At 62.7% G+C, this 20,296-nt stretch carries 18 protein-coding genes; 6 read left to right on the top strand and 12 right to left on the bottom strand.

The genetic code is table 11. From position 1 onward, the window contains the following. Positions 1-23: 23 nt before the first annotated feature. The gene (locus HJA_RS11185; RefSeq protein ID WP_155839939.1) at positions 24-758 is read right to left on the bottom strand and encodes an MBL fold metallo-hydrolase; all 735 of its coding nucleotides are present in this window, start codon (positions 756-758) and stop codon (positions 24-26) included. 16 nt (positions 759-774) lie between these two features. Then, a complete protein-coding gene (locus HJA_RS11190) occupies positions 775-1,608 on the bottom strand; it encodes a fumarylacetoacetate hydrolase family protein (protein WP_035582159.1) in 834 nt (277 codons plus the stop codon). Between the two features lie 111 nt (positions 1,609-1,719). On the opposite strand from HJA_RS11190, the gene HJA_RS11195 reads away from it, so the two are divergent. The 4 genes from HJA_RS11195 to HJA_RS11210 all read left to right on the top strand — a co-directional run bounded on the left by HJA_RS11195 (position 1,720) and on the right by HJA_RS11210 (position 5,121). Next, entirely contained in the window at positions 1,720-3,399 is a 1,680-nt protein-coding gene (locus HJA_RS11195; protein ID WP_051597602.1) for a DUF262 domain-containing protein, read from the top strand. 98 nt (positions 3,400-3,497) lie between these two features. After that, the gene (locus tag HJA_RS11200; RefSeq protein ID WP_035582160.1) at positions 3,498-4,265 is read left to right on the top strand and encodes an SDR family oxidoreductase; all 768 of its coding nucleotides are present in this window, start codon (positions 3,498-3,500) and stop codon (positions 4,263-4,265) included. After that, positions 4,265-4,636: a tRNA-binding protein gene (locus tag HJA_RS11205; protein ID WP_035582163.1), complete on the top strand. Its 372-nt coding sequence runs from the start codon at positions 4,265-4,267 to the stop codon at positions 4,634-4,636. Before HJA_RS11200 ends, HJA_RS11205 begins: the two co-directional genes overlap by 1 nt. Further along, positions 4,633-5,121: a PaaI family thioesterase gene (locus HJA_RS11210; RefSeq protein WP_035582165.1), complete on the top strand. Its 489-nt coding sequence runs from the start codon at positions 4,633-4,635 to the stop codon at positions 5,119-5,121. Before HJA_RS11205 ends, HJA_RS11210 begins: the two co-directional genes overlap by 4 nt. On the opposite strand, the gene queA is transcribed toward HJA_RS11210, so the two are convergent. The 6 genes from queA to ssb all read right to left on the bottom strand — a co-directional run bounded on the left by queA (position 5,110) and on the right by ssb (position 12,048). After that, positions 5,110-6,165, bottom strand: coding sequence for a tRNA preQ1(34) S-adenosylmethionine ribosyltransferase-isomerase QueA (gene queA, locus HJA_RS11215; protein WP_035582167.1), 1,056 nt, complete (start codon positions 6,163-6,165; stop codon positions 5,110-5,112). The genes HJA_RS11210 and queA overlap by 12 nt on opposite strands. A 54-nt stretch (positions 6,166-6,219) precedes the next feature. Beyond that, positions 6,220-7,122: a peptidylprolyl isomerase gene (locus HJA_RS11220; RefSeq protein WP_051597603.1), complete on the bottom strand. Its 903-nt coding sequence runs from the start codon at positions 7,120-7,122 to the stop codon at positions 6,220-6,222. Positions 7,123-7,234: 112 nt separating this feature from the next. Then, positions 7,235-7,732 (bottom strand): pantetheine-phosphate adenylyltransferase, encoded by a 498-nt coding sequence (gene coaD / locus HJA_RS11225; RefSeq protein WP_035582169.1) that lies wholly within the window; start codon positions 7,730-7,732, stop codon positions 7,235-7,237. A gap of 41 nt (positions 7,733-7,773) precedes the next feature. Next, the gene (gyrA, locus tag HJA_RS11230) at positions 7,774-10,566 is read right to left on the bottom strand and encodes a DNA gyrase subunit A (protein WP_051597604.1); all 2,793 of its coding nucleotides are present in this window, start codon (positions 10,564-10,566) and stop codon (positions 7,774-7,776) included. 148 nt (positions 10,567-10,714) lie between these two features. Next, positions 10,715-11,554, bottom strand: coding sequence for an OXA-1090 family carbapenem-hydrolyzing class D beta-lactamase (blaOXA, locus tag HJA_RS11235; RefSeq protein WP_081814661.1), 840 nt, complete (start codon positions 11,552-11,554; stop codon positions 10,715-10,717). 11 nt (positions 11,555-11,565) lie between these two features. Continuing rightward, positions 11,566-12,048 carry a single-stranded DNA-binding protein gene (gene ssb / locus HJA_RS11240; protein ID WP_035582171.1) on the bottom strand — a complete coding sequence of 161 codons (483 nt, stop codon included), beginning with the start codon at positions 12,046-12,048 and terminating at the stop codon, positions 11,566-11,568. A gap of 262 nt (positions 12,049-12,310) precedes the next feature. Between ssb and uvrA the strand changes: the two genes are divergently transcribed. Then, on the top strand, positions 12,311-15,343 hold the full coding sequence (gene uvrA / locus HJA_RS11245) for an excinuclease ABC subunit UvrA (RefSeq protein WP_035582174.1): 3,033 nt from the start codon (positions 12,311-12,313) through the stop codon (positions 15,341-15,343). Positions 15,344-15,359: 16 nt separating this feature from the next. On the opposite strand, the gene HJA_RS11250 is transcribed toward uvrA, so the two are convergent. From HJA_RS11250 to HJA_RS11260, 3 genes are read right to left on the bottom strand one after another with little or no spacing between them, the layout of a single operon-like run. After that, entirely contained in the window at positions 15,360-16,304 is a 945-nt protein-coding gene (locus tag HJA_RS11250; RefSeq protein ID WP_035582175.1) for a hypothetical protein, read from the bottom strand. 10 nt (positions 16,305-16,314) lie between these two features. Continuing rightward, positions 16,315-17,289: a hypothetical protein gene (locus HJA_RS11255; RefSeq protein WP_035582178.1), complete on the bottom strand. Its 975-nt coding sequence runs from the start codon at positions 17,287-17,289 to the stop codon at positions 16,315-16,317. Positions 17,290-17,343: 54 nt separating this feature from the next. Then, positions 17,344-18,162 (bottom strand): hypothetical protein, encoded by an 819-nt coding sequence (locus HJA_RS11260; RefSeq protein ID WP_035582181.1) that lies wholly within the window; start codon positions 18,160-18,162, stop codon positions 17,344-17,346. A gap of 78 nt (positions 18,163-18,240) precedes the next feature. Between HJA_RS11260 and trmFO the strand changes: the two genes are divergently transcribed. Continuing rightward, positions 18,241-19,641, top strand: a complete 1,401-nt coding sequence (gene trmFO, locus HJA_RS11265) for a methylenetetrahydrofolate--tRNA-(uracil(54)-C(5))-methyltransferase (FADH(2)-oxidizing) TrmFO (protein WP_035582184.1) — start codon at positions 18,241-18,243, stop codon at positions 19,639-19,641. Here trmFO and HJA_RS18045 read toward each other — a convergent pair. Beyond that, the gene (locus HJA_RS18045; protein ID WP_162177052.1) at positions 19,638-20,288 is read right to left on the bottom strand and encodes a squalene/phytoene synthase family protein; all 651 of its coding nucleotides are present in this window, start codon (positions 20,286-20,288) and stop codon (positions 19,638-19,640) included. The two genes, trmFO and HJA_RS18045, sit on opposite strands and share 4 nt — an antisense overlap. Positions 20,289-20,296: the final 8 nt, after the last annotated feature.

Consider the following 20,296-nt stretch of genomic DNA (forward strand, 5'->3'; position numbering starts at 1 on the left):
AGGGCTCTGTTTTCAGACAAAAATCAAGGCTCTGCGCTGGCCCCTTCAACAAGGTAATGGACCTTGCCGAGCGGCCATGCATTCGGCGAATCTGCGCCGCAGGACAGGGCAAACGCCTCCTGTTGATTGAACTTCACCGCGAGGGTCATGCCGCAGGGCTGCAACACGGCCCGCTGGCCGCCATAGTCCACCCAGTACCCAGCCTGGCCATCTGCCGACTCGATCTTGGTGACGACCAGATCTCCGGTATTGAAGACTTCCGTCTTCGCATCGCCTTCGCCCGGCAGGACACCCAGAAGCGCGGCGCCAAAACCGCCCTTCGGCGAATCCTTCACGAATATCTCCGCATCAGAAAGTTCGAACGCCTTGTTCAGCGCCGCGACGACATCCCGCGTTCCGGACGGGCCACCGACCGCCAGTGGCGTCTCACGCCCGGCCGTCCAGCCCGCATTGCGCACCTCGTCCAGCCCTTCGAGATTCGCCCCCTGCAGGGAGAACAACAGGACGGCATCGAGGCTGGCCAGTACAGGCCCGTCCATCGCCGCTCGAAGCCCCGGCGGCGTGCCGAACAGCACCCGCTTGCCGCCGGCCACAACCAGAAGGCACGGTGCCGTGGCGGTCGAGGCGGCACAGGGCAACAGGGCATAGTCGGCGCTGCGGATGTCATCCGGGCCGATGGCAGACACGGCGCCCTGCCCGTTTCCACACGCAGACAGGATGACAGAAAACAGGAAGGCGATAACGCCGGATCGGGGCACAGGACTACCTCGCGGTTCAGCCGATCACCGTACGTCCCGGCTCTGTCACGATTTGCTGTTCGATGTAACCCAGCGCGTCGATCTCGACCCGGACACGGTCTCCGGCCTTCAGCCATTTCGGCGGATTGAAGCCTGCGCCGACACCTGCCGGCGTGCCGGTGAAGATCAGGTCGCCGGGTTCCAGCGTGAAGGCTGCCGTCAGGTGCGCAATCTGTGCGGGAATGTCGTGAACCATGTCCCGCACATGGCCGGACTGGCGCTGTTCGCCGTTCACGAAGGTGCGCACTTCCAGCGCGGACAGGTCTTCGATCTCATCCAGCGTGACAATGGCCGGGCCGACCGGGGCATGCGTGTCGAACCCCTTGCCCATGATCATGGTCTGGCTGGCGCGCTGCCAGTCGCGCACCGAATAGTCGCAGCCAATGGTCACGCCCGCCACGATTTCGAACGCCCGCTCGCGCGGCACATGCCGCCCGCGCTTGCCGATCACGACCACCAATTCCCCTTCATAATCAAGTTGTTCCGACACTTTCGGAAGGTCGACATCAGCATACGGATCGTTGATTGCTGTGGCCTGCTTGTTGAACCATTTCTGGATTTCCGGTTTTTTCGTATCGACAAAACTGACACTCTCTGCGGCGTGCGCTGCATAGTTCACACCGATGCCGAGAATTTTTCCCGGCCGGGCAACAGGCGACAGGATGTCGATTTCAGCGAGCGGCACAGGCGCGCCGTCCGCCTCGCCTTTCATGGCCTCTTCCAGGCTCGTCCCCCGAATCGGGGTTACGGACTGTGCAGACAGTCTTCCATATCGGATAGAATTTCCTTGGCGGTACCTGATCACATGCATATCGTTACCCTCTCGTCACACTTCAGCCAGAAACACACGTCACGCGGTTCATCTCGCGTTGTGACGTGGGTTGGCAAGAGCTAGTCAGAAGACAGTTACGAGGGCGCCAGAATGGACACTGCCATGGACCAGAATATCGACCTCGGAGTCCGGGCGCAGGAAAGCTCCGTGCGGGCGATTTTTGCGCCGGGCGAACGGCTGCAGATGCCCCCCTATCAGCGCAGCTATTCCTGGGAGACGAGGGAAGCCAACGAACTGCTCGGCGATCTCATCGATTCCGTCAAAACGGGCACACCGCACTTTGTCGGTGCGATCGTCCTGATCCACGGTGCGGAAAGCGGCGTGCTGGAGATTGTCGATGGCCAGCAGCGGCTGACCACGCTGACCATCCTGCTGGCCGTGCTGCGCGACCTGGAACCGGACAAGGCGCGCGCGGCCATGCTGCATGCGCTGATCGCCGACGAGGCGCGGCCGATGCTGGGAGAAGGCGCCAACTGGCGGCTGACGCTGAACCATATGGACGGGCCGTTCTTCCGCGCCTCGATCCAGACGCCGGGCGCCACGCGGAACCTGGACAAGGAACCCGGCGAAAGCGAAAGCCAGGCGCGCATGGTGCGCAACGCCGCCGCCTTTGCCAAACGGATCGAGAGCATGAGTGACGACACACGGCGCGCGCTCGCCGATGTCGTGATGAACCGCTGCGCGCTGGTGCGGGTTGTCGTTGGCGAAAAGGATCAGGGCTTCAAGGTGTTCCGCGTGCTCAACACGCGCGGCAAGGAGCCGGACGCGCACGACATCATCAAGACCGAGCTGTTCCAGCGGGCCAAATTCACCGATGAGGAAGCCAGCGCCTATGCCGAACGCTGGTCGGAACATGAGGCGGCGCTCGGCGGATCCGCCTTTGACGACCTGCTGCGCCAGATCCGCTCGATCTATGACAAGTCCGGGCGCGGGGAACTGGTCTCGGCCTTCCCGAAAGCGGTGCTGTCCAAGGTCGACCCGCGCACCTTCCTGGACGAAGTGCTGCCGCGCTATGTCGACGCCTACCGGCTGATCACGACGGGCGAAGTGCAGGACGGGCCGAATGCGAAAATCGTCAGCGACAAGCTGAACCAGATGCGCGCCCTCGATCAGTCCAGCTGGCGCGCACCGGCCCTGAAATTCCTGGTCGAACGGGGCGTGGCAGACCCGAAAGCGCCGGAATTCTTCACACGCCTGGAACGCCAGGCCTTCATCATCATGCTGGTGGTCACCGACCGCGACCAGCGCAACCGGCGCTTCAACAAGGTGATGGACGCGATCACCAATGACCGCACCCTGTTCGCCAAGAACGGCCCGCTGTCGGTCGACCGCTCGGACGCCCGCAAGGCCCGCGAACGGATGCTCGGCCGGTTCGCCACCTTCGCCCAGCGCCGGGCGATGGCCCTCCGGCTGAACGCGGCCCTGGAAGATGGCCTGACCATCCCGCCGGAATCCGACGCGACGGTGGAGCATGTTCTGCCGCGCAATATCCATGAGGACAGCCACTGGCTGACGGTCTGGCCGGACCCGGCGAAACGCCGCGAACAGTGCGACACGCTCGGCAATTTCGTGCTGCTGACACACAAGGTGAACCAGAAGGCCGACCGGCAGGACTATCGCGCCAAGAAGGACGTCTACTTCAATGGCGGCGGCGGGATGGACTTCGCCCTCACCCGCGACCTGCAGGACCAGCATGCCTGGACGGCGGACGTGGTGCGCAAGCGGACCGAGATGCTGGTCAACATCCTCTGCGAAGCCTGGGACATCTGACAGCGCTGAGACCGTTGCTTTCCTTGGGGAACCCCTAGCGGCAACCCGCCGGAGGGCCTAGCCTGTGCGGGATAACACAGCATGCAGGGAGCCCCGCCATGAGCCTGTTCGACCTTACCGGCAAAGTTGCCGTCATCACCGGATCTTCCCGCGGCATCGGCAAGGCCATCGCCGAAGCCATGGCCGATGCCGGCGCCAAAGTGACGATCTCGTCCCGCAAGCCCGGCCCGTGCCAGGAAGTGGCGGATGCGATCAACGCCAAACACGGCGAGGGCACAGCCATCGCGGTGCCGGCCAACATCTCGTCCAAGGAAGACCTGCAGGCCATGGTGGATGCCACCAACAAGGCGTTCGGCAAGATCGACACCTGCGTCTGCAACGCCGCCTCGAACCCCTATTACGGCCCGATGAGCGGGATTGAAGACGATGCCTTCGCCAAGATCCTGCAGAACAACATCATTTCCAATAACTGGCTGATCCAGATGTGCGTGCCGCAAATGCGCGAGCGCAAGGATGGCGCGGTGATCATCGTCTCGTCCATCGGCGGCCTGCGCGGCTCGCCTGTGATCGGGGCCTACAACATCTCCAAGGCGGCGGACTTCCAGCTCGCCCGCAACCTCGCGACCGAACTCGGCGTCGACAATATCCGCGTGAACTGCATCGCTCCGGGCCTGATCAAGACCGACTTCGCCAAAGCGCTGTGGGACAATCCCGACACGCTGAAGCGCAGCCTGTCCGGCACGCCGCTGAAGCGGATCGGCGAACCGGAAGAGATCGCCGGCGCCGCCGTCTATCTCGCCTCGAAAGCTGGCGCCTACATGACCGGCCAGATGATGGTGGTCGATGGCGGGGCGACGTCGACCTGATGCATCTGGTCGACGCGCCTGAAAACGCCGCTGCGGACGAAATCAGCTTTGACGACTTCCGCAAGGTGGACATTCGCATGGGCACGGTGCTGGAAGCCGCGCCGCTGGAAGGCGCGCGCAAGCCCGCCATTCGCATGCAGATCGATTTTGGCCCTGGCGTCGGTGTGAAGAAAAGCTCCGCCCAGGTCACGGCGCACTATTCGCCGGACGAACTGGTCGGCAAACAGGTCGCCGCCGTCGTCAATTTCCCGCCGCGCCAGATCGGCAAGTTCATGTCGGAAGTGCTGACACTCGGCTTTGCCGATGCCGAAGGCGCCATCGTCATGTTTTCCCCTGACAAACCCGTCCCGAACGGAGCACGCCTCGCATGAGCCGGACAGATTTATCCGAACAACAGAAAGCCTTTTTCGACCGGCTGAAAAGCGGCGAATGGGAGCTGCCCCCGGGCATCCGCAATCTCGGTATCCGGCCGGACCTCTGGCTGAAAGAAGTCAGCTATGGCCGCACACTGTATGAGTGGCCGAACGAGGGTGACCGCGACATCAATGATGGCCGCGTATTTGGCGGCTGGGTTGCGGGCCTGTCGGACCACATCGTCTCCATGACCATGGCCAGTGCGCTGGAAAATGGCGAATGGTTCACCACGATGGAACTGCAGACGCGCATCCTGCGCCCGGTGCCGCACGGCATCATCACGATTGAAGGCCGCCTTGTCAGCCGGGGCCGGACCACAGGTCTTGTCGAAGCCGACTGGCGCGATGAGAAAGGCCGTCATCTCGCCCGCATCACGGCTGCCAAAGCCATCCGTGAAATGACGGAACTCCGCCCGGACGTCGCCTCCCAGCTAGGGAAGTAGCAGGCAGGCGTCGCCGTAGGAGTAGAAGCGGTATTCGTTCGCGATGGCGTGGGCGTAGGCTGCGCGCATCACCTCCGTTCCCATCAGGGCCGAAACCAGCATGAACAGGCTGGAGCCCGGCAGGTGGAAGTTCGTCACCAGGGCATCGGTGCCGCGCACCGCATCGCCCGGCTTCAGGAAGATGTCCGTCGGGCCCGTGGCCGGGTGAAGAACACCCTCCGTATCCACACAGCTTTCCAGCGTACGCATGGCCGTCGTACCGACCGGCACCACCCGGCGGCCTGAGGCCCGAGCCGCATTCAGGCGCGTAGCGGTTTCAGGCGTCAGGCGGCGCCACTCCTGGTGCAGCCGGTTCTCTTCCAGCTGTTTCTCTTCGAGCGGCTTGAACGTTCCGAGGCCGACATGCAGGCGCACAGTCTCCCGTACGAGCCCTGCCGCGTCACACTCAGCCAACAAGCGCGGCGTGAAGTGAAGGCCCGCTGTCGGCGCAGCGACGGAGGCGGCGTCTTCGCCCGCAAATTCGGTCTGGTAGGTTTCCCGGTCTTTCGCATCGGCCGGGCGGCGGCGCGCGATATAGGGGGGCAGCGGCATCGCGCCGTGTTTGTCGAGCGCCGCGGTCAGCGCCTCGCCTTCCAGGGAAAAGCGAAGCCCGATTTCGCCACCCTCATGGTGGCCGGTGATCTCTGCGGTGAAGCCTTCGGCGAAGACGATCGTATCGCCGTCTTTCAGCCGCCTGCCCGGCCGGGCCAGCGCACGCCAGTTGCGGCCGTCCACCCGTTCGGTGAGGTTCACGTCGCAGGCAACGTCCTGCCCCGCCTCGTCCCGCGCGGGGCGTATGCCCTTCAGCGCAGCGGGCAGGACACGCGTGTCGTTGAAGACCAGAACATCGCCCTTGTTCAGGTAACGCGGCAGATCCCGCACACCGGCATCTTCCAGCCGGCCATCGCCATGCACGACCAGAAGGCGCGCGGAATCCTGCGGCTCCGCCGGGCGAAGCGCGATCAGCCGTTCGGGCAGGTCAAACTGGAATTGGCTCAGGTCCATGGGGCGCCCGTCTCGCAGAAAGCCGCGCGCCGCGCAACAAGACCTGTGCAGGCCTTACTCGCCGACAACCGCAGGCACGGACGGCAGCGAGCAGACGTCGATGTCGTCCTTGTCGGCCATTTCGGCAAGGAACAGCGGCCCATCGGTCCGCTCAACCCAGACTTCGGGGCGTTCGCCCTCCGGCAGGTCGGCGGCAACCTTGGCCGATTTCAGGATGTCCGGATTGTCGACATGGCCATCCCGGGCATCGGGGCCATGCTTGATAGCCATGACCACATCCTCCCCCACGACCACACGGCCCCAGGCCGTGTATTTACGGTCAAGGTGTTCGGCCTGGCCGCGCATCAGGAAGAATTGCGAATTGGCCGAGTTCGGATCATCGGTCCGGGCGGTGGAGACCATGCCCTTGCAGTGCGGAATGTAGCTTTCGACCATGCCGTCGACCGACATTTCCGCAAAGAAGCTGGCCTGCGTCCCGATCGGAAAGCCCTTGATATAACCGAACTTCGCCGTGTCTTCCGGGCCAATCGTGGCTTCCAGCGGCATCGCCGCCGGATCGCGCCGGAAGGTGAATTCGCCTTCAAGATCCGGCAGACCGGAATCCCGGCCCTTGAGCGCAAAAATGTCACCGCCCTGCGCCATGAAGTCAGCGATCACGCGGTGGAAACTGGTGCCGTCGAAATCGCCGGACCGGATGATGGTTGAAAACTGCTCATAGTGTTTCGGCGCGACCTCCGGGAAGGCCTCGATCAGGACGCGGCCCTTGGTCGTATCGAAGATGAAGAGGTTCTCCGGATCGACCGGACGCCAGTTGTCCGGGTCTGCCTTCGCCTGCGCCAGCGTCATTTCAACCGGAGGCGCCGCCTCCGCAGCATCTTCGGCGTTTGCCGCAAAGGACAGGGCCACGGCGGAGGCCGCAAAGGCCAGGGACGCAAATTTCAGGGGGGCCAGATTCATGATAGGCAACGTCTCCATCCGGGCGCACGCACGGCGCCATGTGTTGCCCGTAATGTCAGGCATCACCTGTCAGGTTTCAACGGTCTGAGACAGTTGATCCGTCGCGCAGGAATTACTTCCCGTACTTTTCCATCAGCGCGCGCTTCACATCCGGCGTCAGGAAGGGCGTGATGTCGCCGCCAAGGCTGGCGATTTCCTTGACGAGACGCGATGCCACAGCCTGATGGCGCACATCGGCCATCAGAAACACCGTCTCAATGTCCGGATTGAGCTGCTCGTTCATCGCGGTCATCTGGAATTCGTATTCGAAGTCCTGCACAGCCCGCAGGCCACGCACGATGATCTGCGCGCCGCACGCTTCAGCGAATTTCATGAGCAGGCCGTGCATCGGCATGACCTTGATGTCCGCCAGGCCCGGCCCGTTCAGTTTCTCACATTCCGAGCGCACCATGGCGACGCGTTCTTCCAGTGAAAACAAGGGCTTCTTGGCTTCATTGATCGCCACGCCAATGATGAGCGTGTCGACCAGTTTGCGTGCCCGGCCAATGATGTCGATATGGCCAATGGTCGGGGGGTCGAATGTTCCCGGATACAATCCAACGCGGTGCATGGCGGCCCTCCCCGGCCCTGTTATTCGTACAACAGCGGCGCTTACTCAGCGCCGCCGCCCTCCTCAATAACGGTTTCAGCGTCTTCCACAAGGCGAGCAACGGAAACAACGCGCTCTCCTTCCGCCGTGCGAAGCACCCAGACACCGCCCGTCGAGCGGCCGGCAATACGGATCTGGTCCACCGGCGTGCGGATCAGCTGTCCGCCATCGGTGACAAGCATGACCTGATCCCCATCATCGACCGGGAAGGACTGGGCCACTTTCTTGACCGGGCCTTTTTTCTTGTCGCGGCCCCAGATGTTCTGGGCGACAAGGCCTTTGCCGCCCCGTCCGGTGACGCGATAATCGTAAGCGGAAGAGCGCTTGCCCATACCGTCATCGGCAATGGTCAGGACGAACTCCTCTGCCGCGCCGAGCTCGGCCAGGCGCTCGGTCGACAGGGACGCCTCTTCCGTGACCTCCTCGTCATCGTCGGACACTTCTTCTTCCTCGCCCGTCGCCGCACGGCGCATTGCCGCTGCGTGCTTGAGATAGGCGCGCGCCTCTTCCGAGGTGACATCCACATGGCGCAGGATGCCCATGGAGATGACTTCGTCGCCATCGGCGAGGCGGATACCGCGGACACCGGTGGAGTTACGGCCTGCAAAGACGCGCACGTCCGTGACCTGGAAGCGGATACACTGGCCGAGTGCCGTGGTCAGCAGGATGTCGTCCTTCTCGGAACAGATCTTCACGCTGACAATGCCGTCATCGGCATCTTCCTCCAGCTTCATCGCGATCTTGCCGTTGCGGTTGACGCGGATGAACTCTGACAGCTTGTTGCGGCGGACATTGCCCGTCTTGGTGGCGAACATGACGTCCAGTTCGTTGCGGGACTCTTCATCGTCCGGCAGCGGCATGACGCTCTCGATACGTTCGTCAGCAGCCAGCGGGAAGATGTTGACCAGCGCCTTGCCGCGTGAGGTCGGCCCACCGACCGGCAGGCGCCACACCTTCTCCTTGTAGACCATGCCCGCAGACGAGAAGAACAACATCTCCGTATGCGTCGTGGCCGAGAAGAGCTGGACGACGAAATCGTCTTCCTTCATCGACACGCCGGAGCGGCCCTTGCCGCCGCGATGCTGCGTCCGGTAGGTCGAGAGCGGCGTCCGCTTGACGTAGCCGCCATGCGTGACCGTGACGACCATGTCTTCGACCTCAATGAGGTCCTCGTCTTCCATGTCGATGCCGCCGGCGGTGAACTCGGACCGGCGCGGCACAGCGAACTTTTCTTTCACCTCGGTCAGCTCGCCCTTGATGATGTCGCGGATGCGAGGACGGGACCTGAGAATGTCGAGATAGTCGGCGATCTTCTCGGACAAGCCCTTGGCTTCATTGCCGATTTCGTCCCGGCCAAGGCCGGTGAGGCGCGACAGCTGCAGCGCGAGAATGGCGCGGGCCTGCTCGTCCGACAGGTAGATCGTATCGCCTTCGCCCTTGCGCGTGCGGCGGTCTGCAATGAGGTCCAGCAGCGGTCCCATGTCCATGACCGGCCAGGCTTTCGCAAGCAGCTGTTCGCGGGCCGTGTTCGGATCGGGCGAGTGGCGGATGATGCGGATGACTTCGTCAATATTGGCGACGGCCATGGCAAGGCCAACGAGGACGTGTGCCCGGTCCCGTGCCTTGTTGAGATCGTGCTTGGTGCGGCGGACAACGACTTCCTGGCGGAAGGCGATGAAGCAATCGAGCACCTTGCGCAAATTCATCAGTTCCGGCCGGCCGCCATTCAGCGCCAGCATGTTCACCGGGAACGAGTTCTGCATCTGGCTGAAGCGGTAAAGCTGGTTCAGCACGACTTCGGCGCTGGCGTCCTTCTTCACCTCGATCACGACGCGGATGCCGTGCCGGTCGGATTCGTCACGCAGGTCAGCAATGCCTTCGATCCGCTTCTCGCGGACGAGTTCGGCAATCTTGGTGATCATCGCAGCCTTGTTCACCTGATAGGGAATCTCGGTGACGATGATGGCCTGACGCCCATTGCGGGCTTCTTCAATATCCGTCTTGGCACGGACAATCACGCTGCCACGTCCTGTCAGCAGCGCCTTGCGGGACCCGGACATGCCCATGATCAGGCCGCCGGTCGGGAAATCCGGTCCGGGGACGATTTCACACAGCGCATCGTCATCGATTTCCGGATCATCGATCACGGCAATCGTCGCATCGACCACTTCGCCCAGATTGTGCGGCGGGATGTTCGTCGCCATGCCGACCGCGATGCCGCCGCCGCCATTGACCAGGAGGTTCGGGAACTGGGCCGGCAGGACCATCGGCTCCTGCTGGGAGCCGTCATAGGTATCCTGAAAATCGACCGTATCCTTGTCGATGTCGGCTAGGAGGTGCGTCGCCGCCTTCATCATCCGGGATTCGGTGTAACGCATGGCGGCCGGCGGATCATTGTCGATCGAGCCGAAATTGCCCTGCCCGTCGACCAGGGGCAGGCCCATCGAGAAAGGCTGCGCCATCCGCACCAGCGCGTCATAGATCGCGCTGTCGCCATGGGGGTGGTAGTTACCCATCACGGCGCCGACGATGTTGGCGGATTTCTTGTAGGGCTTGTCCGGCGTGTTGCCGTTCACCTGCATGGCATACAGGATACGCCGGTGCACCGGCTTCAGGCCGTCGCGCACATCCGGCAGCGCCCGGCTGACGATCACGCTCATCGCGTAGTCGAGATAGGAGCTTCTCAGCTCGGATTCGATGGAAACGGGCTCAATCCCGTCAGGCAGGCCGGCGCCGCCCCCACCGCCATTTTCGGGGGTTTCCGGGTCTTCCGGAGGGGTCGTCTGGTCGCTCATGAGAAACTCGTGTCAGCTGCAGAGGGCGCGCGGGAATCGCGCTTCTATATCTTGCCTGTTTGTCTAGCATTTCAGGGCGCCAAAACAAACCTGAAAGCCCCGAAAATTGCAGTGATTCCGGGGTAAAAAAACGGTTTTACAACAAGGCTCAGGGCGCGGGCAGCGCCCCGATTTCCACAAGCGCCTCACGGACAACCTCCGGACGCTTCGGAATGTCCGTTTCCGGGGCCTCAATATCCATATTGAAGGCGAAGACATAGGTGTCCTGTGCGGCACCGCTGCGCTGCTCCAGCCATCCGACATACCAGCCGATGTCCTGCGCTTCATCGCTGCTGTACCAGCCGGTTTTGGCATAGAGGCGCCAATCCTCGCCCTCGTCCGCCAGCATGACCGGCACGGCAAGATCGTAAGTACGTGCCGAAAGGGGCAGCTCACGCCGCACCAGCCGCGTCAGGAAGCCCACCTGCTCGCGCGCAGAGATGCGCAGCGGCCCGCGCAGCCAATAGGTCGTCACATCTTGAGGGGCGCCTGTGTCGGCGTTTCCGTAGCCGAATGCCTCAAGCCAGCCATGCAGGGCCTCGCTTCCGATGCGCGGCGTGATCGTCTGGTAGATCCAGACGGTCGAGTTGCGAAAAGCATCGGCCAGCGTCTGGCTCTTGTTCCAGGCCGGCAGGAAGCGCGCCTGCCCGTCCCATTCGAACCATTCGTCCGGTCCGGACACCGCACCCGTCTCAATGGCGATCAGCGTGTGCGGGATCTTGGACGTGGAGGCGGCAACAAACCGCTCGTCCACCCGGGCGCCGCCGCTGGACCAGCTTGCCCCATCTTCCAGACGCACGATAAGCATTGCAGACCGCGAGGGATCCACACCGGCCTTTTCGACAGAGGATTCAACGCTCTGCGGCGCATTACCGGACACCGGAAGCGTGCATGCGACCAGAAGGCAGGCCGACGCCGCCAGAAACGGCCAGAGCAACGCCCTGACCATACTGGTGAGCCTTAGAACGGGATCTCGTCGTCGAGATCGTGGCTGGCAAAGCTTTCCTGCGGGCCGCTCATCTGGCGGGCACCGCCGCCACCTTGCGAGTAACCGCCGAAATCGCCACCGGCAGACCGGCCGCCGCCTTCACCGCGGCTGTCGAGCATGGTCAGCGTGGAATTGAAGCCACGCAGCACAACCTCGGTCGTGTAGCGGTCCTGGCCATCCTTGTCCTGCCACTTGCGGGTCTCAAGCTGGCCTTCGATGTACAGTTTCGAACCTTTTTTCACATAGTTCTGAACCACGCGGACGAGACCTTCGCTGAACACGGCGATACGGTGCCATTCGGTCTTTTCGCGGCGCTCGCCGGTGTTCTTGTCTTTCCAGGTTTCAGACGTCGCGAGCGAGAAGCTGGCCACCTGTCCGCCGTTCTGGAACTGGCGAACCTCAGGATCCTGCCCGACATTCCCGACGAGGATGACTTTGTTCACTGATCCTGCCATGGTTGAAACTCCGCTCCGATCTGATCCGTTTCGTATTCGATTCGACCCTTGTACCCCGACTGGGCGCCTCTGTCGCCTGCCGGGCAGCGGCCGCAGGCCCTCTGTCCACAAGAGATCGCTGCTGACACATTTTTGCAGCAGCCCAAAGATGTTCATACTTTGTTCTTGTCGTCAAGCTGGACTCGCGACACACATAAGCACTAGCACCAATCCAATTCCCGTTTTGCAGACGTAACGAGCAAAAAGCCCGAAAGTCCCCACCATGGCTGAGTCCCCCTTCATCCGCGTTCGCGGCGCAAAGGAACACAATCTCAAGAACATCGACGTGGACATTCCGCGCGGCGAACTGGTTGTGATGACCGGCCTGTCCGGCTCGGGCAAATCCTCGCTGGCATTCGACACGATCTATGCCGAGGGCCAGCGCCGCTATGTGGAAAGCCTGTCGGCCTATGCCCGCCAGTTCCTCGAGCTGATGCAGAAACCGGACGTGGAGAGCATCGAGGGCCTCTCGCCTGCCATCTCCATCGAGCAGAAAACGACCAGCCGGAATCCGCGCTCCACTGTGGGCACGGTGACCGAGATCTACGACTATATGCGCCTCCTCTGGGCGCGGGTTGGCGTGCCCTACTCGCCCGCCACCGGCCTGCCGATCGAGAGCCAGACGGTCAGCCAGATGGTGGACCGGACGCTGGACCTGCCGGAGGGCTCGCGTCTCTACCTGCTCGCCCCGATCGTCCGTGGCCGGAAGGGGGAATACCGCAAGGAATTCGCCGAACTGCTGAAGAACGGCTACCAACGCGTGAAAGTGGACGGCGAGTTCTACGAACTCGAAAGCCCGCCCAAGCTCGACAAGAAATTCAAGCATGACATCGACGTCGTGGTCGACCGCGTCGTCGTGCGCGAAGGCATGGAGCAGCGCCTTGCGGAAAGCTTCGAGACCGCGCTCAGCCTCGCCGACGGCATCGCTATCGCGGAATTCGCCGACAAGGCGGATGACGAGACCGAGCCGCGGCGCGTGACCTTCAGCGCGAATTTTGCCTGCCCGGTGTCCGGCTTCACGATTCCGGAAATCGAGCCGCGCCTCTTCTCCTTCAACAACCCCTTCGGCGCCTGCCCGACCTGTGACGGTCTGGGTGAGCAGTTGAAGATCGATGAGGGCCTGGTCGTTCCGGACAAGGACCTTGACCTGATGAATGGCGCCATCGCGCCCTGGGCCAAGTCGACCTCGCCCTACCAGACCCAGACCCTGCAGGCTCTGGCGGACCATTACGGTTTTGACCTGAAACACCCGTGGAACAAGCTGTCGAAGAAAGTACAGGACGTCATCCTGTTCGGCACGGGTGAGGAAGAAATCGACTTCGTCTATGATGACGGCATGCGCCGCTATGAAGTGACGAAGACGTTCGAAGGCGTCATCCCGAACCTCGAGCGCCGCTACCGCGAGACCGACAGCCAGTGGGTGCGCGAGGAAATCGGCAAGTTCCAGGCCGCCGCCCCCTGCCCGGCCTGTGGCGGCAAACGCCTGAAGCCCGAAGCGCTGGCGGTTAAGATTGCCGGGCTCGACATTTCCGATGCGGGCCAGTTCTCGATCCGGGAGGCCGGCGAGTGGTTCGCTGTCGCGCACAAGTCGCTGACCAAGCAGCAGAACCAGATCGCTTCCCGCATCCTGAAAGAGATCAATGACCGCCTGATCTTCCTCAACGATGTCGGCCTCGACTATCTTAGCCTGTCGCGCGCGTCCGGCACGCTGTCGGGCGGGGAGAGCCAGCGCATCCGACTCGCCAGCCAGATCGGTTCCGGCCTGACCGGCGTACTGTACGTTCTGGACGAACCCAGCATCGGTCTGCACCAGCGCGATAATGAGCGGCTGCTGGAAACGCTGAAACGCCTGCGCGATCTCGGTAATTCCGTGATCGTCGTTGAGCATGACGAGGACGCGATCCTGACTGCCGATCATGTGATCGACATGGGCCCGCGCGCCGGCGTGCATGGCGGCGAAATCATTGCCGAAGGCACGCCCGCAGACATTCTGAAATCAAAGGACAGTCTGACAGCGGACTATCTGAACGGCACGAAGGAAATTGTCATCCCGAAGCGCCGCCCAGTGGAAAAGGTGAAGCGCAAGATCACGCTGAAAGGTGCAACCGGCAACAATCTGAAGAGCGTTGATGCGACCATCCCGCTCGGCAGCTTCACCTGCGTGACCGGTGTCTCCGGTGGCGGCAAGTCCACCCTCATCATCGAGACGCTGTACAAGGCGCTGGCGCGTAAGCTGAACGGCGCCTCCAGCCCGCCGCTGCCCTATGAAAGCATTCAGGGCCTCGAACATCTCGACAAGGTCATCGACATCGACCAGAGCCCGATCGGCCGGACACCACGTTCGAACCCGGCGACCTATACCGGCGCCTTCGGACCGATCCGCGACTGGTATGCCGGCCTGCCGGAAGCCAAGGCCCGCGGCTATGCGCCGGGCCGCTTCAGCTTCAACGTGAAGGGCGGCCGCTGCGAAGCCTGCGAAGGCGACGGCGTCATCAAGATCGAGATGCACTTCCTGCCGGACGTCTACGTCACCTGCGAAACCTGCAAGGGCCAACGCTACAATCGCGAGACGCTGGAAGTGAAGTTCAAGGGCAAGTCCATCGCCGATGTGCTGGACATGACGGTGGAAGACGGCGCGAAATTCTTCTCCGCCGTGCCGGCGATTGCCAACAAGCTTGAAACGCTGAACCGCGTTGGCCTCGGCTATATCAAGGTCGGCCAGCAGGCGACGACCTTATCCGGCGGTGAGGCGCAACGCGTAAAACTCGCCAAGGAACTCTCAAAGCGCGCAACCGGCCGTACGCTGTACATTCTGGACGAACCGACGACCGGCCTTCACTTTGAGGATGTGCGCAAGCTGCTGGAGGTGCTGCACGAGCTGGTCGACGGCGGCAACACCGTCCTGGTGATCGAGCACAATCTGGACGTCGTGAAGACGGCCGACTGGGTGCTGGACATCGGGCCGGAAGGCGGAGACGGTGGCGGCCAGCTGATTGCCGCCGGTACGCCGGAAGACATCGCCGCCTGCAAGGAAAGCTGGACCGGCCGCTTCCTGGTCGAAACTTTCCGGCGCCAGGATGAGCGACGCGCCGCCCGCAACAAGCGGGCCAAAGCCCCGGCGGCTGCGGCGAAGCAGAACAGCACCAAGACGGCCGCCAAGAAGCCAGCCACAAAGAAGCCGCCTGCGAAGAAACCTGCCGCGAAAAAAACTCCGGCCAAACCCCGCGCAAAGAAAACGGCCAGCCCTGCCAAATAGCGGCTGGCCGGGCGCTCTATTCGAAGGCGCCGAGTGTACCTTCGCTGATCCATTCCGGATCTGTTCGCGCCGCCAGGGCGGCCGGGCCGCTGAAAATATGCATCAGCATGGATTGCGCGACCGCGAATCCCAGCACCAGAAACAGCATAGGCCCCCAGAAGACCGGGGACATCACCGCCGCCATGATCTCATCGTCAGGCGCACGGCCATCCATGAGGTCCGGCACCTGCACCGACAAGATGCCGGCGCCGAGTGCGAAAAGAAGCAGGTAGAAGGCGATCATTACCAGCGTCGCGATCAGACCCAGAACGATCCACGCGCCGAGAATCGTCCAGCCTTTTCCGCGGGTGACCCGCCAGGATTCGAAAAAGCGGATCTGTTTGTCCCGCACCGTCAGCGCGGCCGCTGCGGAGAGACGTGCCGATAACCACAGCACCAGCAACATATATCCCAGCACCAGGACGATACCGAGCAGGACCGCCAGCATCGCCGCATCCGAGCCCATAGCAAGCCCGACAGCAACCGGGATTGCGATCATGATGGCAAAGCCGATATACATGCCAATGAACAGCGCGATCCAGATCAGTCCGACCAGCAGCAGACGGCCTTCATCAGCCCCGATACGCACACCAAAGCCTGCCCCGTGCATGTAGCGGCGCTGGTTTGCCCCTTCGAACATTACCCAGAGCAGGATGCCCAATGGCATGGTCAGCAGGCCGGCAAACGTGGTCGCCATGGACATGTTCTCCATGTCCTCGGCATATTGATCGAAGTCCCCGCCACCGGTGAATAGCTGGATATAGGCTTCATAGATCGGCCACTGCATGAAGACCGAAAAGACCTGCATCAGGCAGGCGAGCGCCGCATAGGCCAATGCGAACTTCCAGAGGAAGCCGCGCGGCCCGTCTGTTTTCGTGAAGTGGCCGACGGCATTTCCGAAATTGAACTCGATCGGGGTCATGAATTTTGCCTCAGTTGAATTCCTCGACACTCAGAGCATCGTCGACACTGCCACGCGGATCGTGCCGCGCGGCGAAGGCCGCAGGCCCCTGTACGAAATGCATCAGCAAACCCGACAGGAAATAGCGGATGAAGGCATAGAGCAGCAGTGCGATCGTGAGGGCCGGGGTGAACAGGCTGCGCAGCTCCGACGAATCCTCCACTCTGGATACCGAGCCCATGAAGGCGGGGGTGACCAGCATCTGGGCAATGGACCCGGCAAAGCCGACCGCCATACCGCCCACGATTGCAAGGATCAGAAAGGCTCCGAGGATCGGCCAGAAACGGCCGCGTGACACGATCCAGGCATCACCGAACGCGATCCGGCGCTCCTTCACGGTCATGGCAAAGACCGGCGAGAACCGTGTTGCGAAAAAGACGTAGACCGGGAACATCACCAGGAACATCAGCGCCACGATGCTCATGCGCCCCAGCATGAAGGCCACCATTTCATTTTCCGAGATGTCGCCATTCGCGAAGTCAGAGACGATGCCGAACATCGGCAGCATGACCAGGCCCGGCAGCAAATACATGAGCGACACGCCGAGATACCAGACGACGCCAACCGCCATAATCCGTAATTCGTCGGGCCCGAACCGGATCGAAAACGCCTCATCGCGGATATAACGCCGCTGCGTCGCGGCCATGAACATTGCCCACACGACCAGGCTGGCGAGCGACCCCAGCACGATCCACGGCAGCAGCCCGCCGAACAGGCTGAAGAAAACGCTGAAAACCTGTGCCGGGTCATCGGCGCCCACACTGTCGAGCTGCTCAACCGTGTCCATGAAGCCGAAGATCGCGTCTTTGGTCAGCCAGGCGAAGAGCGCAGTCAGCACCGTGCTGACAACCGCGAACGCCAGCGCAAATTTCCAGGGAAACGACTTTGCGTGCGCGGCCCGGAAGCCGAACATCAATGCGCCATCGAACGTAAACCGGCTGGCCATGTTGCGTCCCTCAGTCTTGCCCCACAAGCCGGGAGCTAAGCCGGTTTCGGCGGCTTAGGCAATGTCGGACGCCGGGTTCACCGCCCTCAGCGCGGCCACGGCCAGGCCATGGCCCGCAAGGATAAATGGCGCCTGCAGCAACAGTCCTGTCACGCCCGTGGCAAAGAGAGCGATCTCTCCCTGCCCGGCCAGGCTGACGATCGCGAGATTGGCGACATACCCCACCAGGAATGGCAGGACATGCGTGGCCAGCGAAGCCGTCCCGAAGCGCACGGCATCGCCCTTCGTCCAGCGCCAGGTGCGGAACACCATCACCCGCCCGGTCTTCACCGTGGCCGCGCCTGTCAGCAGCAGCCGGAGCGCGAGAAAGGCAAGGCCGCCGAGCCCCGTGGCATAGACGATGGACAGTGCCCAGCCATAGGGCGTCGACATCATCCCTGCCAGCGCGGCGGGGATCTGCTGGTCCGCGCCTTCCGCTGCCAGATCCACCAGGCCTGACAGCTGCAGCATCACCACGCCGAAGATGCCGACAAAGAAGAAGATGAAAAAGCTGACGAAAAAGAAGGCGAGATAAATCGCGAGATTCATGTGCATCAGGGCCATGAAGGCGCCTTTCGCATCGGGAATCATCGCCCGGTAAATCGTCAGGGAGGCCTGCACGCCTGCCAGGAACAGGACGACCAGCGCGGCGAGGGTGAGCATCGTGCCGCCAGCGCCGGTGTTGAGCGCCCATTTGTAGAATCCGCCCATAAGCGACAACAGGACCAGCCAGGGCAGCGCCGGCAGAGCCGACTTTGCCGCCAGGCGCCAGGCCTCGACAATCAGGTCAGGTATGGACGGCGACGCGGCCGGGGGTGACGTGTTTGACTCCATGCAGAATGCCTTAGCGCTCCCAGCCGCAGCCGCAAACCCCGTCTTGACGGAAGCGGCCGGCCTGCGCATGTCCGGCGCATGAGCATCAAACCCATTCATATCGTCGGCGGCGGCATGGCCGGATCGGAAGCAACCTGGCAGGCGGCGAATGCCGGCGTGCCTGTGATCCTGCACGAAATGCGCGGCGTGAAGGGCACCGACGCCCACCAGACCGACAAGCTGGCAGAGCTGGTCTGTTCGAACTCCTTCCGCTCCGACGATCACACATCCAACGCTGTCGGCGTGCTGCACGAAGAGATGCGCCGCGCGAACGGGCTGATCATTTCGACCGCAGCAGAACACCAGGTGCCGGCCGGCAGTGCGCTCGCCGTCGACCGGGAAGGCTTTGCCGAAGCGGTCACCGCCAAACTGGAAGCGCATCCGAATGTCACCATCGTGCGCGAAGAGATTACCGGCATCCCGCCGGAGGACTGGGACAGCGTCATCATCGCGACCGGCCCGCTGACCTCCATCGCCCTCGCCGAAGCGATCCACGCCCACACAGGCGAAGACGATCTCGCCTTCTTCGATGCCATTGCGCCGATCGTCTATTTCGACAGCATCGACATGAACAAGGCCTGGCGCCAGAGCCGTTACGACAAGCCGGGCCCCGGCGGCGACACGGCTGCCTATATCAACTGTCCGCTGTCGGAAGAGCAATACAATGCCTTCATCGACGCGCTGATCGCAGGCGAGAAGACGGAGTTCCGCGACTGGGAAAAGGATACCCCCTATTTCGAAGGCTGCCTGCCGATCGAGGTGATGGCAGAGCGCGGCCGCGAGACGCTGCGCTTCGGACCGATGAAACCGGTCGGCCTGACCAATCCGCACCAGCCGGATGTGAAGGCCCATGCCATCGTCCAGCTGCGCCAGGACAATGCCCTCGGCACGCTGTGGAACATGGTCGGCTTCCAGACCAAGCTGAAATACGGCGCCCAGACGGACATCTTCCGCATGATCCCCGGCCTTGAAAAGGCAGAGTTCGCGCGCCTTGGCGGCATTCACCGCAACACCTTCCTGAACTCACCGAAACTGCTGGACGCGCAGCTTCGCATGAAGTCCATGCCGCGCCTGCGCTTTGCCGGTCAGGTGACCGGCGTCGAAGGCTATGTCGAAAGCGCGGCCATGGGCCTGCTGGCCGGTCGTTTTGCTGCGGCGGAGCGGCTTGGCCGGACGCTGGATGCCCCGCCGCCGACCACAGCGCTCGGCGCGCTCGTCACCCACATCACGGGCGGGCACCTTGAAGGCAAGCAGACCTTCCAGCCGATGAATGTCAATTTCGGCCTCTTCCCGGACATCGAGGATTTCCCGAAAAAGGACGAGAACGGAAAGCGCCTGCGTGGCAAGGCCAAGGGCCGCGCCAAGAAAGGTGCTCAAGCCGCCCGCGCCCTGCAGGACATTGATGGCTGGCTGGCAGCGCAGTCGGCAGAGACCGTCTAAACCTGCCCCGTCCGGATGGCTTTCAGGATGCTGAGGCGTTTGGTGACCGCGTTCGGCTCGCCCTTTTCGCTATAGTGCTTGCGCAGGCGGTAATGGGCGACGGCCGGGCGGATGGATTTCGGCACCGACTTTACATGCGGGCCGAAAGCTTTCGTCTCTGACCGGCGGAGCGCGGCATAGGCGGGGGCCACATCGCGGATTTCCTCGGCCCAGTCGTGATGGCTGGCCAGCAGGCTTGCTGCGATCAAAGCAAGCCAGGCTTCCGGTTCCTGACTGCGATCCTGCGCAACGAAGGCCGCCTCATAGCCATCGACCAGCCGCTGCATCGCGCCGGGCTTCAGCCGGCCGGCGGCGACCTCTTCTGCCAGAGCGAGGCAGACATCGTGTTCGCGGGCCGGCTTGCCTTCGTCCAGCTCGTTGAGCGCCTCGCGCCACCACTGAAAGCGGATCAGGCCCAGCGTCTCTTCGGAGACGGCCAGCCTGACCCGGGCCAGTTCATAGGCCAGCGCATAGAGCGCCGTCAGCGCCTGGCGCTGGGCTGCGGGCGCGTAGCGGCTGGAGATCCAGCGGTCCTCATCGACCTTGCGCACGCGCTTGTCGATTGCGGCCCACTGTGATTTGGAGAGGGGGTTGGTTGTGTTCGGCATGGAACCCA

This window comes from Hyphomonas jannaschiana VP2, from assembly GCF_000685215.1.
GTDB lineage: Bacteria > Pseudomonadota > Alphaproteobacteria > Caulobacterales > Hyphomonadaceae > Hyphomonas > Hyphomonas jannaschiana.